Source organism: Streptacidiphilus jeojiensis (genome assembly GCF_042510965.1).
Classification (GTDB): Bacteria; Actinomycetota; Actinomycetes; order Streptomycetales; family Streptomycetaceae; genus Streptacidiphilus; species Streptacidiphilus jeojiensis.
Genome location: NZ_JBEUKS010000003.1, coordinates 548,369 through 564,515, shown reverse-complemented (window position 1 = coordinate 564,515; position 16,147 = coordinate 548,369). Strand labels below are relative to the sequence as shown.

Sequence of the window (16,147 nt, the reverse complement as noted above, 5' to 3'; positions counted from 1 at the left end):
TCACAGAGCCAGATCGTGAGGTCAGCGTGCCAGCAGGTCCCGGATCGCTGCCGTGACCTCTTCCGGAGCCTCCTCGGCCATGAAGTGCCCCGCCTTCGTCAGGCGGTGGTCGAGGTCCGGTGCCCAAGCCCTCCACACCTGGGCGGCGTCGTAGCCGAGTTGGGCTCCCCAGTCCTGCTGGACGACCGTGACGGGCATCGCAAGCTGTGATCCGGCATCGAGGTCCGCCCGGTCGTGGGCGACGTCGATATCCGCGGAGGCCCGGTAGTCGGCGACGATCGAGTCCACGGCGGCCGCACTGGCCCGCAGGTACTCGGCGCGCACCTGCTCCGGAATCGCGTCCGGGTCCTCGGCCCAGGCGTCCAGGAACGAACCGAAGAACGCGTCCGCACTGTTGGCGATCATCCTCTCCGGTAGGCCCGTCGGCTGCGCCATCAGGAACAGGTGGTACCCCACCGCCGCCGACACACCCTGCAGCACGTTCCACATGTCCAGCGTCGGCACGACGTCGAGGATGCCCAGATGTGTGATCGTCTCCGGGTGGTCCAACCCGGCCCGGAACCCCACCAGGGCACCACGGTCGTGTCCGACCAGGGCGAACTGCTCATGGCCGAGCCCTGCCATCAGGGACACGATGTCAGCGGCCATCGTCCGCTTCGAATAGACCTCCTCGTCCGCGGCCTCCGGCTTGTCGCTCGCCCCGTAGCCGCGCAGGTCGGGACAGACCACCGTGTGCTCGCCGGCCAACTGCTCGGCGACGTGGCGCCACATCAGGTGGGTCTGGGGAAAGCCGTGCAACAGTACGACCGGACTGCCGCTGCCACCGATCGCCGCGGACAGGCTCACACTGCCCGAACCAGGCAGCAGGGTGTACGTGAAACCGGGGATCATGAGTGCCACAACGGTCCTTCTCTCACTTCGGGCTGGCTGACCGCTCCACCGTGCACGACACCGATGAGCAGCCAATCAGTACGAGACCGCAGATCCGGGCCCACGCACCGAGGATGGGGAGCATGCGGATCGATGTGCTCGGTGCAGTGCAGGCATGGCGTGACGACGGCAGCCCGATCGACCTGGGCGGACCGCGGCATCGCGAGGTACTCGCGCGCCTGGTCGCTGCCGAAGGTCGGACGGTCACCACCGACACCCTCATCGACGACCTGTGGCCGCGGGCGACGGCCGGCTCCCTGGGGGCGCTGCGCACCTTCGTGGCCGCGCTTCGTCGCGCCATCGAACCCGACCGGCCGCCCCGCACACCGCCGCGCGTGCTGATCACGCAGGGACCCGGCTACGCACTGCACCTACCCCGCGGGGCGACGGACGTCGACCGGTTCCAGGACGCACTGGCCGAAGCCCGCCGTTCTCCCGATGGCGTCGTCGACCTTGGTGAAGCACTCGCCTCGTGGCGCGGTCCGGCCTACGCCGACCTGCCCGAGGCTGCATGGTCCCAGCGGGAGCGAACCCGGCTCCAGGAGTTGCGGCTGCAGGGCGTGGAACTGCGTGCGAGCATCCTCCTGGATTCCGGCAGGGGCGCCGACCTCGTCGCCGACCTCGGCGCGCACGTCGCCGAACACCCTTGGCGCGAACCGGCCTGGGGCCTGCTCGCGCGTGCCCTGTACCAGGACGGACGCCAGGCCGACGCCCTGGCCACACTCCGCCGTGCCCGCACGATGCTCGTGGAACAACTCGCGCTCGACCCCAGCCCTGAACTTCAACGGCTGGAGACGGACATCCTCACCAGGTCCGCAGCCCTCGAACCGACCCGCGCACCGACCCGCGAACCGGCGCCCCGTCCCTGGCCGGGGACCGGTGCCCGGCTGGGTCCGCGCACGACGATGGACCTGGCCCGCACACTCGCGCTCGTCGGCGGCGAGGCCCTGGTCTCCTCACGGCGCGATCGCCTCGCGGCGATCCGGGCGGCCGAACGAACGGGGGACCTCGCTCTGACCGCGCGGGTCATCGGCGCCTACGACGTACCGGCGCTGTGGAGCCGCGCCGATGATCCCGAGCAGTCCCGCGCCGTGGTGCAGGCCGCCGAGCGCGCCCTCACCGCGCTGGGGCCAGGCGGCCCCACCGACCTCAGATCCCGGCTGCTGGCCACCGTTGCCGTCGAGAGCCGCGGCGACGACGCCGGCGACACCGCACTCACCTGTGCACACGAGGCCGAGGCTCTGGCCCGCGGCCTCAACGACCCGGCGCTGCTGGCGTTCGCACTCAACGGAGTCTTCCTGCAGTCCTTCGCGCGCCCCGGCCTGGCATCACAACGCGACACGATCGGAGCCGAACTCGTCTCGCTGTCCACCCGGCACGGGTTGCCGACCTTTGCCATTCTGGGCCGACTCGTACGTCTGCAATCCGCGTCCGCGCTCGGCGATCTCGGGACCGGCTCCGTGCACGCAGCCGCCGCGGAAGAGCTGGCCACCGCCCACGAGTCACCGCTGGTTCCGGTCCTGACCGCATGGTTCGGCGCGCGGGTCACCGCCGCCCGCAGCACGGAACCCGGCGGGCCGAGCCCCGCGGCCGCGGCGGCGGCATACCGAGCTGCCGACGACGCCCTCGCGACAGCCGGAATGCCGGGGCTCCACCACGGCCTGCTCCCAGTCGCCCTGCTCGGCCTGCGCCTGCTGCACGACCGCCCCGCCCCCACCGACTCCCGACTCGACTGGGGGCCGTACCTGCCGTGGGCCAGGCCCCTGGTACTCCTGGCCCAGGGCAGGCGGGAAGACGCTCGCGACTCCCTCGCTGCCACGCCCGAACCACCCCGCGATCACCTCCAGGAAGCCCTGTGGTGCCTGACCGCCCGCGCCGCCGCACGCCTCGACGAAGCCGAGATCGCCGTGCGCGCAGCAACTGCCTTGCGCGACGCCCGTGCCGAGCACGCCGGCGCCGCCAGCGGCATGCTCACCCTCGGCCCGGTGCAGGGCTACCTCGCCGAGGCCGAAGCGTGCGCCGCCGGATGAGATCATGAACGGAGAACGTGACGACCCGACTGCCCCTCCCCCAGGGAAGGATCACAAGAGTGAAGAAGTACATACTCTTCGATCATGACGGTGTTCTGGTGGATACCGAGTTCTGGTACTACCGAGCTGGAGAACGCGCCCTGGCGGACGTCGGCTTCACCCTGGACAAGGACCGATACCTACGGGACATGGGCCGGGGATTGAGCACATGGACCCAGGCCAGGGCGGCAGGTGTCGACGAACGGACCGTCAGCAGGCAGCGCGGGGTTCGCGATGACTACTACCAGGAGTATCTCCGCACGGAAGCCATCGAGATCGAGGGCGTCGTCGACACTCTCGCCGAACTGTCAAAATACGTCCGCATGGCCATCGTGACGACCGCGAAGCGTGCTGACTTCGATCTGATCCATGAAAAGCGGCAGATCAGGAAGTTCATGGACTTCGTCCTGGTCCGCGAGGACTACCAGCACTCCAAACCGCACCCGGAACCGTACCTCACCGGCCTGAAGCGCCTCGGGGCGACCAGGGAGGAGACACTGGTCGTGGAGGATTCGTCCAGGGGGCTGAACTCGGCCGTGGCAGCCGGCATCGACTGCGCCGTTGTCCACAACGACTTCACCAGGACGCACGACTTCTCGCGGGCCACCCATCGGATCGAAACCCTGAGGGAATTGAAGGACATCATCCTCGGACAGCCTTCTCCAACCTCGCATTGAACAGGTCCGGGGAGACCTCACGCCTTTCCAGGACGGCTCTCCGAGCGGAGCAGACCGTAGACGAGCACATCGGTGTACTCGCCGTGCTGGAAGGACCTGCCGCGCATGACCCCCTCCCGACGGAACCCCAGGCGTTCGAGGGCCCGCTGCTCGCTGAGGTTGCCGCTGTTGGTGACGGCTTCGATGCGGTTCGCCGTCGTGCGGTCCAACAGGTAGTCCACCAGCAGCTTCTGCGCCGCCGTGCCCACCCCCTGTCCACGGTGCTCGGGCAGCACCCCCACCCCGATCTCGTAGGCGACACCCGACGGCGAGCCCACCGGCTTCCAGGTGGCGATGCCGACAGCCGTGTCGTCGGCCCCCACGATCGCAACCGCCGCCGACTCGGCGGAGATGTACCCGTCCCTCTCCCACCGCTTGCGGCGTGCCCGCGGATCACCGAACCCCGGCCACTCGAACTCACCGAGCGCATCAGGATCCGTACAGAGCCGATCGAGGAAGGCGAGGTCGCCCTCGATGAACGCCCGCAGGTGAACGGCGTCCGCACGCTGCACTGAAGTCATGCACGCCAGTATCGCCCCACCACACCAAGCGACTTGTCCCCCGATCGGCGACAGATCCGTCCGGCCCGACCCGGCCACTCGGTTCAAACGGGGCGGTGGACCCATCGGCCGCCGAGGAGGGTGCCGGTCGGGTTGAGGGCGGACAGGGCGTCCGGAGGGCAGGTGGCCGGGTTGCGGGGCCATACGGTGAGGTCGGCCAGGCGGCCGGGGGTGAGCATGCCGCGCAGGTGCTCCTCGCCGAGCAGGCGGGCGGCGTTGGTGGTGTGCAGGGCGAGGGCCTCGGCGTAGCTGATGGCGTGTTCGGGGCCCTGGACGCCGACCACCGTCTGACGGGTGGTCATGCCCCAGATGGAGCGCATGGCGCCGAACTGGCCGACGGGGAAGTCCGAGCCGCCGGTGATCAGGGCTCCCTGGTCGAGCCAGCCGCGGGCCGGGAAGAGGGCGGCGACGCGTTCTGGGCCCCAGTATCCGCGTTCCACCTCGGCGGTGTCGTGCAGCAGCGGCTGTTGCACGGTGACCGGGATGCCCAGCGCCACGGCCCGGGCCTGCTGCTCGGGTCCGGCCAGGCCGGCGTGTTCCATGACCAGGCTGTGCGGCGGCAGTCCGGGGTTGCGGGCCAGGACGCGCTCGTAGACGTCGAGCAGGACACGGACGGCGCGGTCGCCGTAGGCGTGGGTGCCCACCTTCCAGCCGCGGCGCACCACCGCCTCCACGGCCCCGACCAGTGCGTCCGGCTCCCAGAGCAGCGTGCCGGAGAAGGCGTGGTCGCAGGCGTAGGGCTGCTCGGTGGCGCCGGCCTCCAGGCCGCCGTCCAGGCCGAACTTCACGCCCCAGACGCGCAGCCACGGGTCCGCCTGGTAGCGCCACTGCTCCATGCCGTCCAGCAGCTCCTCGACCTGGGCGGGTTCGCTGAGGCCGAGCGCCGAGATCAGCGCGCGGACCCGGGTGTTCAGCGCGCCCGCGTCGCGGGCCGCGGCGAGCAGGTCGTAGTCGGCCGGCGTCACCATGCAGTCCCGGACGGTGCCGATGCCGGTCGCCGCGTACTGGGCGCTGGCCAGGCGCAGGCCGTCGATGCGCAGGTCCCGCTGCTGGGCCGGAACCAGACGCTCCACCAGGCCCATCGCGTTGTCGATCAGCCGCCCGGTGAGTCGTCCCTGGGCGTCGCGTTCGATCACCCCGCCGGGTGGGACCGGTGTCGACTCGTCGATGCCGGCCAGGCGCAGCGCGTAGCCGTTGACGACGTCGTTGTGGCCGCCCCGCTTGACCAGGACCGGGTGCCGGTCGGTCGCCCGGTCCAGCTCGGCGGTGGTGGGCATCCGGCGCTCGGCCAGGTTGAGCTCCTGCCAGTTGGTGGTGGTGCGGATCCACTGTCCCTCGGGGGTGACCGCAGCCCGCTGCTTGATCAGGTCGAGGAACTCCGCGATGGTGCGGGCCTGGTGGACCGGGACGTCGTGGGCGCTGTGGCCGGCGAAGATCAGGTGGGTGTGGGTGTCGTCGAAGGCTGGCAGCACGGTGGCCTGCCCCAGGTCCACCACGGTCGTCCGGTCCGTCGCCAGTGCGTCGAGACCGTCCGGGTCCGGCGAGAGCGCGATGATCCGGTCGCCCCGCACCGCCAGCGCCCGCTGCGGCGCCTGGCCGGGCACCAGCGTGTGCACAGCCGCGGCCCGCAGGAGCAGGTCCGCCCCGTGATCCTTCATGGTCTTCTCCTTCGATCTCGACTCGACGGCAGGACCCGCTCGAGGGCGGGTCCTGCCGACTGGTTCCGCGGTGCCGGTGGTGTCGCTGCTGGGGGTCAGCCGCGGGCGGCCTGCTTGATGAGGTCGGCGGTGGCGGCGGGCTGGGAGAGGTAGACGGAGTGGCTGGCGCCGGGGACCTCGACGGTCTTGGCGCCGATCCGCTCGGCCATGGCGCGCTGGGCGGGCGGGGGGATCATCCTGTCGTCGCCGGCGACGAGGTACCAGGAGGGCTTGGTGCGCCAGGCCGGCTCGGTGACCGGGCCGTTGAGGGCGTCCAGGCCCCAGGGGACCTGGGAGTCGGCCATGAACCGGGCCTCCGCCTCGGGCAGGTCGCCGGCGAAGGAGTCGGCGAACTTGTCGCGGTCCAGCGCCAGGAAGCCGTTGACCGGCGGCAGGATCGGCGGGACCGGCGCGCCGGGGGCCGGGTTGGCGATGAGGGTGGCCACCGACTCGCCGGCGTCCGGGGCGAAGGCGGTGATGTAGGCCAGCGCGGCGACCTGCTCGTGGGTGCCGGCCTCGGTGATGACGGCGCCGCCGTAGGAGTGGCCGACCAGGACCACCGGTCCGGTCAGGGACTCGATCACCTGGTGGGTCGCGGCCACGTCGCCGGCCAGGGAGAGGGTCGGGTTCTGCACGACGGCCACGTTGAAGCCGTCGGCCTTCAGGGCGTCGTACACGCCCTGCCAGCCCGAGCCGTCCACGAAACCGCCGTGGACCAGGACCACGTTCAGGCGCTGCGTGCTGGTGTTCATGATTCCTCCGGTTGATCTCCGGGGCCGGGCGGCCCGTGGTTGGCGGTGCGTGGTGCAGTATCAGACTGTTCCGTCTTGCAGATCAGACTGTCTCGTCTGATCTGGGAATGACGTTAGACCCCGCGCGACGGAGATCACAAGAGTCTGATTTATGTGACCTGGGTCACATTGACTTGGTCAAATCAGACCACCTAGTCTTCTGAATCAGATTGCCTAGTCTCGTCGCATTGCGTCGCGTTGCGTTGCGTTGCATCGCACCGCGTTGCGCCGCGGTCCCGGAGGAACCATGCCCACGTCCGATCCCGCCACCTGGCAGGCGGCCGCGCGCGTCGCACCCGCCAAGCCCGACAAGTCCGAGCAGATCCGCCGGGCCGCCCTGAAGGTCTTCCTCGAACACGGCTACGCGGTCACCACGATCGACATGATCCTGGCCGAGGCCGACGTCTCCCGGCAGACCCTCTACCGCTACTTCAAGGGCAAGGAACCCCTGTTCCTGGCCGTGGTCGCGGACATCCTCAGCGAGGTACTGGGCGCGATAACTGACGCGATGCGCGAGGCGGACCTGGACCGCAGCGACGACCTGGAGACCGACCTGGTCGAGGTCGGCCGCGCCTGGCTGCACATCATGCTCCAGCCAGACGTCCTGGCCCTGCGCCGGCTGGTCATCGGCGAAGCCGCCCGACTCCCCCACCTGGCCACCGCCTGGGACGAGCACGGCCCCGGCCAGGTCCGCACACTCCTGGAGCCCCACTTCCGCACCCTGGCCGAACGCGGCCTGATGACCCTGGACCCGGACCCCCAGCTCACCGTCGCCTTCTACGCCCGCACCATGATCATCCCGGTCGAGATCGCCATGCTCAACGTCGACTTCGCCCCCGGCCAGGAGGTCATCGAGACCTACATCCACGGCGGCGTGAAGATGTTCCTCGCCCGCTACGGCACCACGGCCGACGCAGCCGGGAACTGAGCGACCAGCTCCGCGAGGTCAGGGGAGATGGTCGGAGTCTGCGGACCATGTCGGCACCGCAAGGCGAGCGGTCGCCGATCCGGGCCAGGGTGCCGTCGAGTTCGACGATGAGCGGGGAGTTGCTCGCCATGCGATCGTCCCACCCTGGCCCGGGGCGACTCAGTTGCTGCGGCGTCGGCGGGGGGCGAGCTTCCACAGGGAGAGACCGGCTGCGATGAGCGTGGTCCCCGCGACGATCAGGGCGAGGGAGTTCAGTCCCGCGCCGGTCGCGGCGAGGGTGGCACCGGTCGCACCGGTTCCGCTGGCTCCGAATAGGCGTCCGTACATGGCTGTGCTCCAAGGGTTGGTCGAGTGACATGGTTGTTGGGGAGGTCAGGTGGCGATCCAGCGCTCTTCTCGGCGCCGAGCCGCGTCGTACAGCGACCGGAAGTACACGGCGTGCTGGAACATGTCGTACAGCAACTCGGGGACCAGCAACGCGGCGAGAACCACGGACCGCCAGCCGGCCTTGCGCACGGACACGGTCTTCTCCACGACGAAGAGGGCGCCGATCGCCGTCCAGAACGGCGACACCGTCATCGACCCGATCAGGACCAACTCCAGGATGACGAACAGCAGGTACACCAGCAGGGCGAGAGCGCCGAGGCCCATCATGATCTGCTTCGCCCAATACGGTGCCGTCACCCGCGTCAGGCCGTAGTCACGCAGGTTCTCCAAGGCGCCGCGCTGCCAGCGAAGCCTCTGATGCCACAGTGCGGTCAGGGAACTCATGACCTCGGTGGTGACGGTGCACGCGGCCGGGCTCATCGGCTTGTAACCGAGGGTCTTCACGGCCTTGGTGCACTCGTCGTCCTCGGTCAAGGAGGCCAGCGAGTAGTACGAGGTGCCACCGCCGATACGACCCGCGATCCTGGCGGCCTTGACCTGTCGCAGCACTCCGACGCGGAACAGTGTCGCAGTTCCGGACAGGACAACGGCTTTGCCGCCGGAGCGGCCGATCTCCCAGGCGTAGCGCTGGTATTCCATCCGCTGCAACTGGCCGAGGAGGCCACCGCCGGGCTCACCGTAGAACACTCCCCCGACCGCGCCGACGCGGCGGCGCATGGCGCCCTGTGCGGTGGCGAGGAATTCGCGTGCCAGTACGGTGTCGGCGTCCTGGACCAGGACCAGGTCCGCGTCGTCGAGGCCGGGCAGGACCTGGTCGAGGGCGTGGTTCAGGGCGCCGGCCTTCTTGCCTTCGCAGGCGGGGATGTCCAGAACCCAGACGCCTGCGTCACGAGCGGCTTCGCGGGTGCCGTCGCTGTCGGTGCAGTTGTTGGTGACAACGACGATGCGGTCCGGTGGGCGGGTCTGGTGGTGCAGTGCCGCGATCGCGGCGGTGATGCGGTCTGCCTCGTTGCGAGACGGTATGAGTGCAATGAGTTGAGGGTGAGGATTCATTGGTGTCTTTCGTAGGGCTTTGATGATAATCGTCCCGCATTGGTCGGCTTGATCGTGCGAGAACTGGGCGATGGATCCGGTGATGGAACAAGCTGCGGCAGGCTGGTGTCGCGCACACCCTGGAGCGGGGGCTCGGAGGACTGGGAAGTGAGGCGGCGTCAAGTTGTGCCCCCGGTGCCGCCCCGGTCTGGATGCCCTGGAAGTCACCGGGCGACCGCACCGTTGACGCCCGCCGCTGTCGACTGGACCCCGGTCGACCCAACCCGACCGTCGGCCGCGTCCTTTCGGCGCGCGGCGTCGTTCCATCTACGGGGATGGGCGAAGTTCGTCTCCGCCTGCTTTCAGGCACCGGGACTTCGGGTCAGGTCCACGTATGGGGATTGGGGATTGCTCCTCGACGATTCCGTCCGTCCGCCCGTTGCACCGGGGCGGGCACGGTGACGGTCCATCTGCCGGGAGCCCAGTGCACGGGCGACGAGGATGCCGGGACGAACGACGTGGCGGTGACGTGGTGGTCCGACGGCACCACCTCAGAAATCCACTACGGGACTATCCACGGGGCTGAATCCGCCGGCCTGGTGACCGTCACCGAGAGCGGGACCGTCGCCTCGACCAGCACCAAGTTCGCCGATGACGGCTCATCACGAAGGCCCAGTGCCGCAGTCCCGGGCCCCGCACTACCGGCGGCCGACCTGCACGTCCGGACGCGCCGGGTCAGCGGCGGCCGGTGGACAGGATGACGAGGAACTGGCCGCCGCCCGGCTCGATGTCGGCGGTCACCGGCAGCCCCGGAACCAGTCGGGAGAACCGGTCCACCAGCCAGTCCGCTGCCTCCTGGGCGTCCTTCCTGGTCGGACAACGGCCCACCATCTCGCGGCCGCCCTTGCGCTCGAGCCGTCCGGCAACGGTGATCAGCGGCGCGGGTTCCACCACGTACAGGCGCTCCGGCCAGGCGATGACCACCTTGACCGCGCCCTTGCGGGTATTGCACCCGCGGTGCGCGAGCCGCTCGGCGACCTTGGCCTTCCGGTCGGCGGTCCGGCTGTCAACGCTCGGCCCCCGCGGGTCGTTCACCGACATGTCAGGGTCGACCGGTTCGTCGCACACCCAGCACCGCCAGCCATCACGCTTGGCCACATCATCAAGGAGACTCACCCGGACAAAGTAGCCTGCTCCGCCGCCACCCCCACACACCAGGGACCCCGGCACGCCTCGACCCGTCGGAACCGGCCCGCGGTCCGGACCTGGTCGGAGAGGGGCCGCCGGGCGGTCTTGCCCGATTCCTGCTCGCGGGTGAAGATCGCGGGATGGGGCGGGTCTACGACGATGTACGGCTCGCGGGTGCGTACCAGGCAGGCAATGAGATGCCGGAGGCGTCGCTCCGGGCCTGGGTGGAGCTGATCGGGTCCTTCTCGCCGCGGTCCGCTCCGGCAGTGGTGGAGATCGGCGCGGGTACGGGGATGTTCTGCGCTGCGCTGGCGCGCTGGCGTCGGGCGTCGCTGGTGGTCGGTGTCGATCCCTCGGTGGCGATGCTCGCCCAGGCCGGGCGGTTCAACGAACAGACGGGCGTCCACTACGTCGGAGGCAGCGCGGACGCGGTCCCCACCGGCGGGCAGCTGTTCGATCTCGCGTTGCTGTCACGGGTGATCCACCACCTGCCGGACCGGCGCGCGTGCGCACGGGAACTGGCCCGGATTCTTCGCCCGGGCGGGGTGGTGGTGATCCGGACGACCTTCCGTGAGCGACTGGACGCGCTGGTCTACGACTACTGGCCGGCGCTGCGGGACGTCGACTCGGAACGGTTCCCGGCACGGCAGGAGGTCCTCTCGGACTTCACCGCCTGCGGTTTCTCGGTACGGGAGGAGGCCTCGTTCGCCCAGCCTGTGACCAGCGGCCTGCGCGAGTACCACGCGCGGATGGCGACCATGCCGCAGTCGAAGTTCACGCACCTGACAGCGGCCGAGTTCCAGTCCGGTCTTCGGCGCTTGGAAGCCGACGCCGCAGCGGAGCCCGTCACGCGACCGCGTCCGGTGGTCGAGCGGTACGACGTCGTGGTGCTGGCACTTGTCCAGCCGCTGGACGGATCGGGATGACGGCCACGGCAGGCAGAGTTCTGTACAGCCCTGCCCTCACCCGTTCGGACGAGTTCGGGTGCCGGCACACGCCAGGATCCGGAAGACGGTCCCGGTCGCGGCGCCGTAGGCGAGGTGGGGGACGAGGTCGTCTGCGAGGGTCTTGGCATCGTACTTCCAGATGGGTTCGTACAGGCCGGCGACCGGCAGCGTGATGTAGTCGCTGATCCACACGAGTGCGCCGAACGGAATGCCGTAGACCGCGCTGGGAGGCTTGCGCAACGAGCCGGCGATGACGCCGTAGAGTGCCCCGTTGGCGGCGCCGTAGCCCCAGTGCATGAGCGTGCTGACCGGCCACGCGGCGGCGTCGGGGAGTTCGCGCTGGGTGAAGCCCTCGATCAGGCGCTTGCCGACCTGTCCGGGATCCGGAGCCTCCTGCCAGGTGGGGACGGAGGCGAATTCCCACCGCAGAGGGTTGCGCTCACCGCCCGACCGGCGCTGCCGCAGGAACCGGACCGTGTCCATGCACACGGTGCCGACCAGGCCGGCGGCCAATCCCGACGCGATCGCGCCGAGCGGAGTCAACTGGTTCGGAGTGCGCATACTGCATCGCTCCCGCTGGTTCTTGCCCGCTGTTTCCTGGCGATCCGGGGCCGGTCCGCGCGACACCGCCTGAGCGGACAACGCGACGTCACCTCGTAGGCATGCTCACATGCGTACGCTCATGCCACCATCCGGAACCGGAAGGAACCGCGAGTCGCTGGTTCTGACTGACCCAGCACGCGTCAGGAGACTTGATCATGGCTGCTGTGTCCGGCCCGCCCGTTCCCGTCCTGGAGGCGGCCGCGAAGCAACTGGTCGAGGCGGCCGACCCGCGTCCGCGGATCTACGAGTTGCCTCCGGACCAGGGCCGGGTCCTGCTCGCACAGCTGCAGGCCGGCGATGGTGTGCCCAAGCCCGAGGTCGACGAGGAGTGGGTCGACGTCGACGCCGGCGCCTGGGGAACGGTGCGTGCGCGCATCGTACGACCGAGGGGCGCAACCGGGACGCTGCCGGTGTTCATGTACATCCACGGCGGCGGCTGGGTGTTCGGCAGCGCCGACACCCACGACCGCCTGGTCCGCGAGCTCGCTGTCGGCTCCGGTGCCGCGGCGGTGTTCCCCGTCTACGACCTGGCACCCGAGGCGAAGTACCCGACCCAGATCGAGCAGAACTACGCCGTCGCGCAGTGGATCACCCGCGAGGGCGCACGGCACGCGCTGGACGCCTCCCGGCTGGCGGTGTGCGGGGACTCCTCCGGCGGCGGCATGTCCACCGTGCTCGCCCTGATGGCCAAGGAACGCGGCGACGTCCACCTCAAGGCCCAGGTCCTGCTCTACCCCACCCTGGACGCGAACTTCGAGACCCCCTCCTACCAGCAGTTCGCGGACCACTACTACAGCACCCGTGAGGGGATGAAGTGGTTCTGGGACCAGTACACGAGCGACCCCGCGCAGCTGGCCGAGCCGTACGCCTCCCCGCTGCGCGCCGGCCTGGACCAGTTGCGCGGCCTGCCGACCACCCTCGTGCTCACCGACGAGGCGGACGTGCTGCGCGATGAGGGCGAGGCCTACGCCGCCAGGCTGCGCGAAGCCGGGGTGGACGTCACCGCGGTCCGGGTCCTCGGAATGGTCCACGATTTCCTGATGCTGGACAGCCTTCGTGACACCAACGCCGCCAAGGTCGGCCGCCGCCTGGCCATCGACGCGCTCAGGACCGCGCTGGGCAACTGAGGAGACGCCGCAGACTCGCAGCGGCGAACTCCGCACCAGGAAGGGACAGAACGATGGAATCCGATATCCGGACCAGGGCCGCGATCGAGGAACACTGGCGCGCGTCGGAACGTGGGGACACCGAGGCCGAGCACACCATCTACGCCGTGGACGCGATTCTCGACTATCCCCAGTCAGGTGAGAGGTTCCTGGGCCGCGCGACGATCGCGGCGCAGCGGGGCGGGCATCCGGCCAGTCGGCACTTCACCGTCCAGCGGATCGTCGGCGGCGGTGCTCTGTGGGTGAGCGAGTGCGTCATCACGTACGACGGGGTGCCCAGCTACTCGGTGAGCATCATGGAGCTTGCGGACGGGCAGGTGGTGCACGAGACGCAGTACTTCGCAGGCACCTTCGGCGCGCCTGAGTGGCGGAGAGCACTCGCGGAGCCGATGCCGGGCCGGGAGATCGCCAGGGCCTGATGTCGATCCGTCAGCCGTGGACGCATCAAGGACGGTGCGTTTCTCCCCGGCTGTCAGCGAGGGTCGTCAGCGCGGTGAGGTAGTCGTCGAGGAGTGCGGTCTGGTGGTCCGTTGGGAAGGCGGCCGGGTCCAGGAGTGCCTGGACCACCAGGCCGAGGATGAACGCGTGCGCCCCGGCGGCGATCCGGTCCGGGTCGCCCTGCGGTAGTTCGCCCAGTTCCTGTGCTGCGGCGACTCGTTGGCTCAGGTTGGCGCGGCTGCGGGCGTACTTGCCGGCGTAGTCGTCGGTCAGGTCGGGGTCGGCGAGCGCCGCGCCCCAGGAGGAGACCCAGATGCGGTTGCTGTCGGTGGCCGCCCGGGTCAGCGGGAGGATGTCCAGCAGCGCCGCGCGCAGACTCGCGAGCCCCGGTCCCGCCTCGCGGCGCGGGCGCGCCGCGGTGCGCTGCTCAAGCAGGTCCAGGGCGTACTCCACCAGGGCGTTCTTGTTGGGGAAGTAGTGGGTGAGCAGGCCGGTGCTGGCGCCGAGTTCGGCGGCCACGGCGCGCAGGGTCAGGCCGGTGAAGCCGCGGGCGGCCATGACGTGCCACACCGCTTCGGAGACATCGCGGCGGCGGCTCTCGTGATCTCCCTTGGTACGTGGCATGCACGTAGGCTACATTCACACAACGTCTGTTATGTGAATGGGGAGGCCGTCTTGTTTTCGCTGGCGCTGCGCGACGATGCCCGTCTGGCCCCGCTGGAGGTCTGGCACGCCGAGGAGTTCGCCGACCACATGGACCGGGCCCGTGAGCACATCCGCCCCTGGGTGGGTGCCGCGTTCGTCACCAACGATGTCGACGGGGCACGGGCCACCCTCGCCAGGTACGCCGAGCGTCAGGCCCGCGACGGCGCCCGGCTCTACGGCATCTGGCACAGCGATGTGCTGGTGGGCGGCGTGATGTTCATCGACTTCCAGGCCGGCGCCGGCTGGTGCGAGATCGGCTGCTGGCTGGAGCCCGGGGCCGAGGGGCAGGGCCTGATCACCCCCGCCTGCAGCGCGCTGGTGGACTGGGCGTTCGCCCGGCGCGGCCTCCACCGGGCCGAATGGCACTGCCGCGCCGACAACCAGCGCAGCGCCGCTGTCGCCAAACGCCTGGGCATGACCCTGGAGGGAGTGCGGCGCGAGGCATGGCCCTACGGGGGAACCCGGCACGACAAGCAGGTGTGGGCGGTCCTGGCCACGGAGTGGACACCGGGCGGCCCCTGACGCCCCAGTTGCCTGCCGTGGAAGCCGGCCGCCACCGGGCCGGCTCGCCACGTGTCCGACCCCTGGGACATCCTCGATCCGCAGGTGATGCCCGCAGTCGACAGCCCGGACCCGGGCGGCATCGGGGCCGCGCACCTCACCGAGCTGCTCGCGACGCTCGCCCCCCGCGCCGTCGGCGCACAGGTCACCGTCTTCGACCCCGACCTCGACCCGGACGGCCGCCACGCCCGGACGCTGGTGGAGGTCCTTGTCGACGGCCTGGGCGAACTCGGCCGAGCGCGCTGACGACCCGTTCGCGGAGCAGGGTCAGCCCGCGCGGGGCGCCGCGGCGGCGGTGCCGGCCCACGCGAGCTCGGTCGCTGGGAACGGCGTCCGCTTGCTCTCGGTCAGCAGGCGGCGGTGGAAGTCCTCCAGGACCACGGCCGTCCGGGCATGTCGGTCGATGATCGTCGCGATCTCGGGCGGGACGCCGTCAGGCCGCTGCCCGGAGATCCACTCATGGAGGAACGCCTCGTGTGCCGTCCCGCCGCGCACGGCCTCGGGAAGGTGGTAGTTCAGCAGATGATTCGCGGTGTAGTGGTGATCGTAGGAGAGATGGTCCGCGAGGAACTCCGCCTCGGCCGCTGACAGTTCGAAGTCGGAGCTCAGGGCGAGCCCGAAGTCCGCGAAGTAGATCAGCCGACCGTCGGTCAGGATGTTGTGGAAGTGGGCGTCGAAGTGGACGAGCCCGCGTGACCTCATGAACGCGGCGCCGCGGGCCAGGGCTTCCTCGACCCAGGGATACGGCGATCCGGCCCCGCCCTGTGGAGCAGCGTCCCGGTGGTCGCTGAGCCATGCGGCGAGCGTGTGCGGAACGTGCTCCAGGAAGAGCACCAGGCTGGACGAGGACCGGCCGATGGCCTCCAGCCGCTCCCGTACCGCCGCTGAGCCCTCCCAGTGCGCCACGGCACCGTCGATGCCCCCGAAGGCGTCGGCGAACCCCTCGGGAGGGGAGTCGGGCAGAACCCGCCAGTGGTACATCAGCGGAAAGCCCTCGTACTGGTTCCCGACGACCCAGTCGGTGGTCATGGTGTGCACGGCCAGTTCGCGCCAGGCCCCGAAGCCGACCGAGCCCACTCCGTACTGGTAGAACATCGGCAGCCCGAAGAGGTTCGCCGTGGACTGCGCGTTCTCCGGCCTGGTCTCGATATCCGTCAGCGGAATCCGCTTGATGAAGACCCGCACGCCGTCGATGTCCGCTTCCGCGGACCTGCCGCCGATGCCGAACCCGAGCGGGCAAGCGGCCGCCACGACCTCACTCAGTCGACGATCACTCAGGAGGGACAGGCGGGTGGACACGGTCGAGCAGGCCGTGAGCCGCGCGGCGTGCCAGGGGTCTGGCTGGTGCATCGACGGCTCCCCTGCCCCGATCCGGGGCGTCGGTGATCTCCTGGACGGGCTCGACCCTATCCCCCGCAGCAACGCCCTT

The 16,147-nt window shown here is 70.0% G+C and carries 18 protein-coding genes; 8 read left to right on the top strand and 10 right to left on the bottom strand.

Going from position 1 to position 16,147, the window contains the following annotated elements; genetic code table 11:
- Window positions 1-21: 21 nt before the first annotated feature.
- Window positions 22-900: an alpha/beta fold hydrolase gene (locus ABUW04_RS11580; protein WP_380564429.1), complete on the bottom strand. Its 879-nt coding sequence runs from the start codon at window positions 898-900 to the stop codon at window positions 22-24.
- Between the two features lie 113 nt (window positions 901-1,013).
- Between ABUW04_RS11580 and ABUW04_RS11575 the strand changes: the two genes are divergently transcribed.
- Together ABUW04_RS11575 and ABUW04_RS11570 are read left to right on the top strand one after the other, a co-directional pair.
- Window positions 1,014-2,960 carry a BTAD domain-containing putative transcriptional regulator gene (locus ABUW04_RS11575; RefSeq protein ID WP_380564428.1) on the top strand — a complete coding sequence of 649 codons (1,947 nt, stop codon included), beginning with the start codon at window positions 1,014-1,016 and terminating at the stop codon, window positions 2,958-2,960.
- A gap of 59 nt (window positions 2,961-3,019) precedes the next feature.
- Window positions 3,020-3,676 (top strand): HAD family hydrolase, encoded by a 657-nt coding sequence (locus ABUW04_RS11570; RefSeq protein WP_380564427.1) that lies wholly within the window; start codon window positions 3,020-3,022, stop codon window positions 3,674-3,676.
- A 17-nt stretch (window positions 3,677-3,693) separates the two neighbouring features.
- On the opposite strand, the gene ABUW04_RS11565 is transcribed toward ABUW04_RS11570, so the two are convergent.
- The 3 genes from ABUW04_RS11565 to ABUW04_RS11555 all read right to left on the bottom strand — a co-directional run bounded on the left by ABUW04_RS11565 (window position 3,694) and on the right by ABUW04_RS11555 (window position 6,724).
- Window positions 3,694-4,236, bottom strand: a complete 543-nt coding sequence (locus ABUW04_RS11565; protein ID WP_380564426.1) for a GNAT family N-acetyltransferase — start codon at window positions 4,234-4,236, stop codon at window positions 3,694-3,696.
- 83 nt (window positions 4,237-4,319) lie between these two features.
- A complete protein-coding gene (locus ABUW04_RS11560) occupies window positions 4,320-5,933 on the bottom strand; it encodes an amidohydrolase (RefSeq protein WP_380564425.1) in 1,614 nt (537 codons plus the stop codon).
- Window positions 5,934-6,028: 95 nt separating this feature from the next.
- Entirely contained in the window at window positions 6,029-6,724 is a 696-nt protein-coding gene (locus ABUW04_RS11555) for an alpha/beta fold hydrolase (protein WP_380564424.1), read from the bottom strand.
- Between the two features lie 286 nt (window positions 6,725-7,010).
- Between ABUW04_RS11555 and ABUW04_RS11550 the strand changes: the two genes are divergently transcribed.
- A complete protein-coding gene (locus ABUW04_RS11550) occupies window positions 7,011-7,691 on the top strand; it encodes a TetR/AcrR family transcriptional regulator (protein WP_380564423.1) in 681 nt (226 codons plus the stop codon).
- A gap of 159 nt (window positions 7,692-7,850) precedes the next feature.
- On the opposite strand, the gene ABUW04_RS11545 is transcribed toward ABUW04_RS11550, so the two are convergent.
- The 3 genes from ABUW04_RS11545 to ABUW04_RS11535 all read right to left on the bottom strand — a co-directional run bounded on the left by ABUW04_RS11545 (window position 7,851) and on the right by ABUW04_RS11535 (window position 10,286).
- Window positions 7,851-8,018: a hypothetical protein gene (locus tag ABUW04_RS11545; RefSeq protein WP_380564422.1), complete on the bottom strand. Its 168-nt coding sequence runs from the start codon at window positions 8,016-8,018 to the stop codon at window positions 7,851-7,853.
- Between the two features lie 45 nt (window positions 8,019-8,063).
- Window positions 8,064-9,293 (bottom strand): glycosyltransferase, encoded by a 1,230-nt coding sequence (locus ABUW04_RS11540; RefSeq protein WP_380564421.1) that lies wholly within the window; start codon window positions 9,291-9,293, stop codon window positions 8,064-8,066.
- 552 nt (window positions 9,294-9,845) lie between these two features.
- Window positions 9,846-10,286 carry a hypothetical protein gene (locus ABUW04_RS11535; RefSeq protein WP_380564420.1) on the bottom strand — a complete coding sequence of 147 codons (441 nt, stop codon included), beginning with the start codon at window positions 10,284-10,286 and terminating at the stop codon, window positions 9,846-9,848.
- A 152-nt stretch (window positions 10,287-10,438) separates the two neighbouring features.
- On the opposite strand from ABUW04_RS11535, the gene ABUW04_RS11530 reads away from it, so the two are divergent.
- Window positions 10,439-11,224 (top strand): class I SAM-dependent methyltransferase, encoded by a 786-nt coding sequence (locus ABUW04_RS11530; RefSeq protein ID WP_380564419.1) that lies wholly within the window; start codon window positions 10,439-10,441, stop codon window positions 11,222-11,224.
- A gap of 36 nt (window positions 11,225-11,260) precedes the next feature.
- On the opposite strand, the gene ABUW04_RS11525 is transcribed toward ABUW04_RS11530, so the two are convergent.
- A complete protein-coding gene (locus ABUW04_RS11525) occupies window positions 11,261-11,806 on the bottom strand; it encodes a hypothetical protein (RefSeq protein WP_380564418.1) in 546 nt (181 codons plus the stop codon).
- Between the two features lie 197 nt (window positions 11,807-12,003).
- On the opposite strand from ABUW04_RS11525, the gene ABUW04_RS11520 reads away from it, so the two are divergent.
- A complete protein-coding gene (locus ABUW04_RS11520) occupies window positions 12,004-12,975 on the top strand; it encodes an alpha/beta hydrolase (RefSeq protein ID WP_380564417.1) in 972 nt (323 codons plus the stop codon).
- A 53-nt stretch (window positions 12,976-13,028) separates the two neighbouring features.
- The gene (locus ABUW04_RS11515) at window positions 13,029-13,433 is read left to right on the top strand and encodes a nuclear transport factor 2 family protein (RefSeq protein ID WP_380564416.1); all 405 of its coding nucleotides are present in this window, start codon (window positions 13,029-13,031) and stop codon (window positions 13,431-13,433) included.
- Window positions 13,434-13,458: 25 nt separating this feature from the next.
- Here ABUW04_RS11515 and ABUW04_RS11510 read toward each other — a convergent pair whose 3' ends face one another.
- A complete protein-coding gene (locus tag ABUW04_RS11510; RefSeq protein ID WP_380564415.1) occupies window positions 13,459-14,076 on the bottom strand; it encodes a TetR/AcrR family transcriptional regulator in 618 nt (205 codons plus the stop codon).
- Window positions 14,077-14,127: 51 nt separating this feature from the next.
- Between ABUW04_RS11510 and ABUW04_RS11505 the strand changes: the two genes are divergently transcribed.
- Both ABUW04_RS11505 and ABUW04_RS11500 read left to right on the top strand, forming a co-directional pair.
- Window positions 14,128-14,679: a GNAT family N-acetyltransferase gene (locus ABUW04_RS11505; RefSeq protein WP_380564414.1), complete on the top strand. Its 552-nt coding sequence runs from the start codon at window positions 14,128-14,130 to the stop codon at window positions 14,677-14,679.
- 51 nt (window positions 14,680-14,730) lie between these two features.
- Window positions 14,731-14,964, top strand: a complete 234-nt coding sequence (locus ABUW04_RS11500) for an arginase family protein (RefSeq protein ID WP_380564413.1) — start codon at window positions 14,731-14,733, stop codon at window positions 14,962-14,964.
- Between the two features lie 21 nt (window positions 14,965-14,985).
- Here the strand turns inward: ABUW04_RS11500 and ABUW04_RS11495 are convergent, their stop codons facing one another.
- Window positions 14,986-16,068, bottom strand: coding sequence for a protein kinase family protein (locus ABUW04_RS11495; protein ID WP_380564412.1), 1,083 nt, complete (start codon window positions 16,066-16,068; stop codon window positions 14,986-14,988).
- Window positions 16,069-16,147 lie beyond the last annotated feature (79 nt).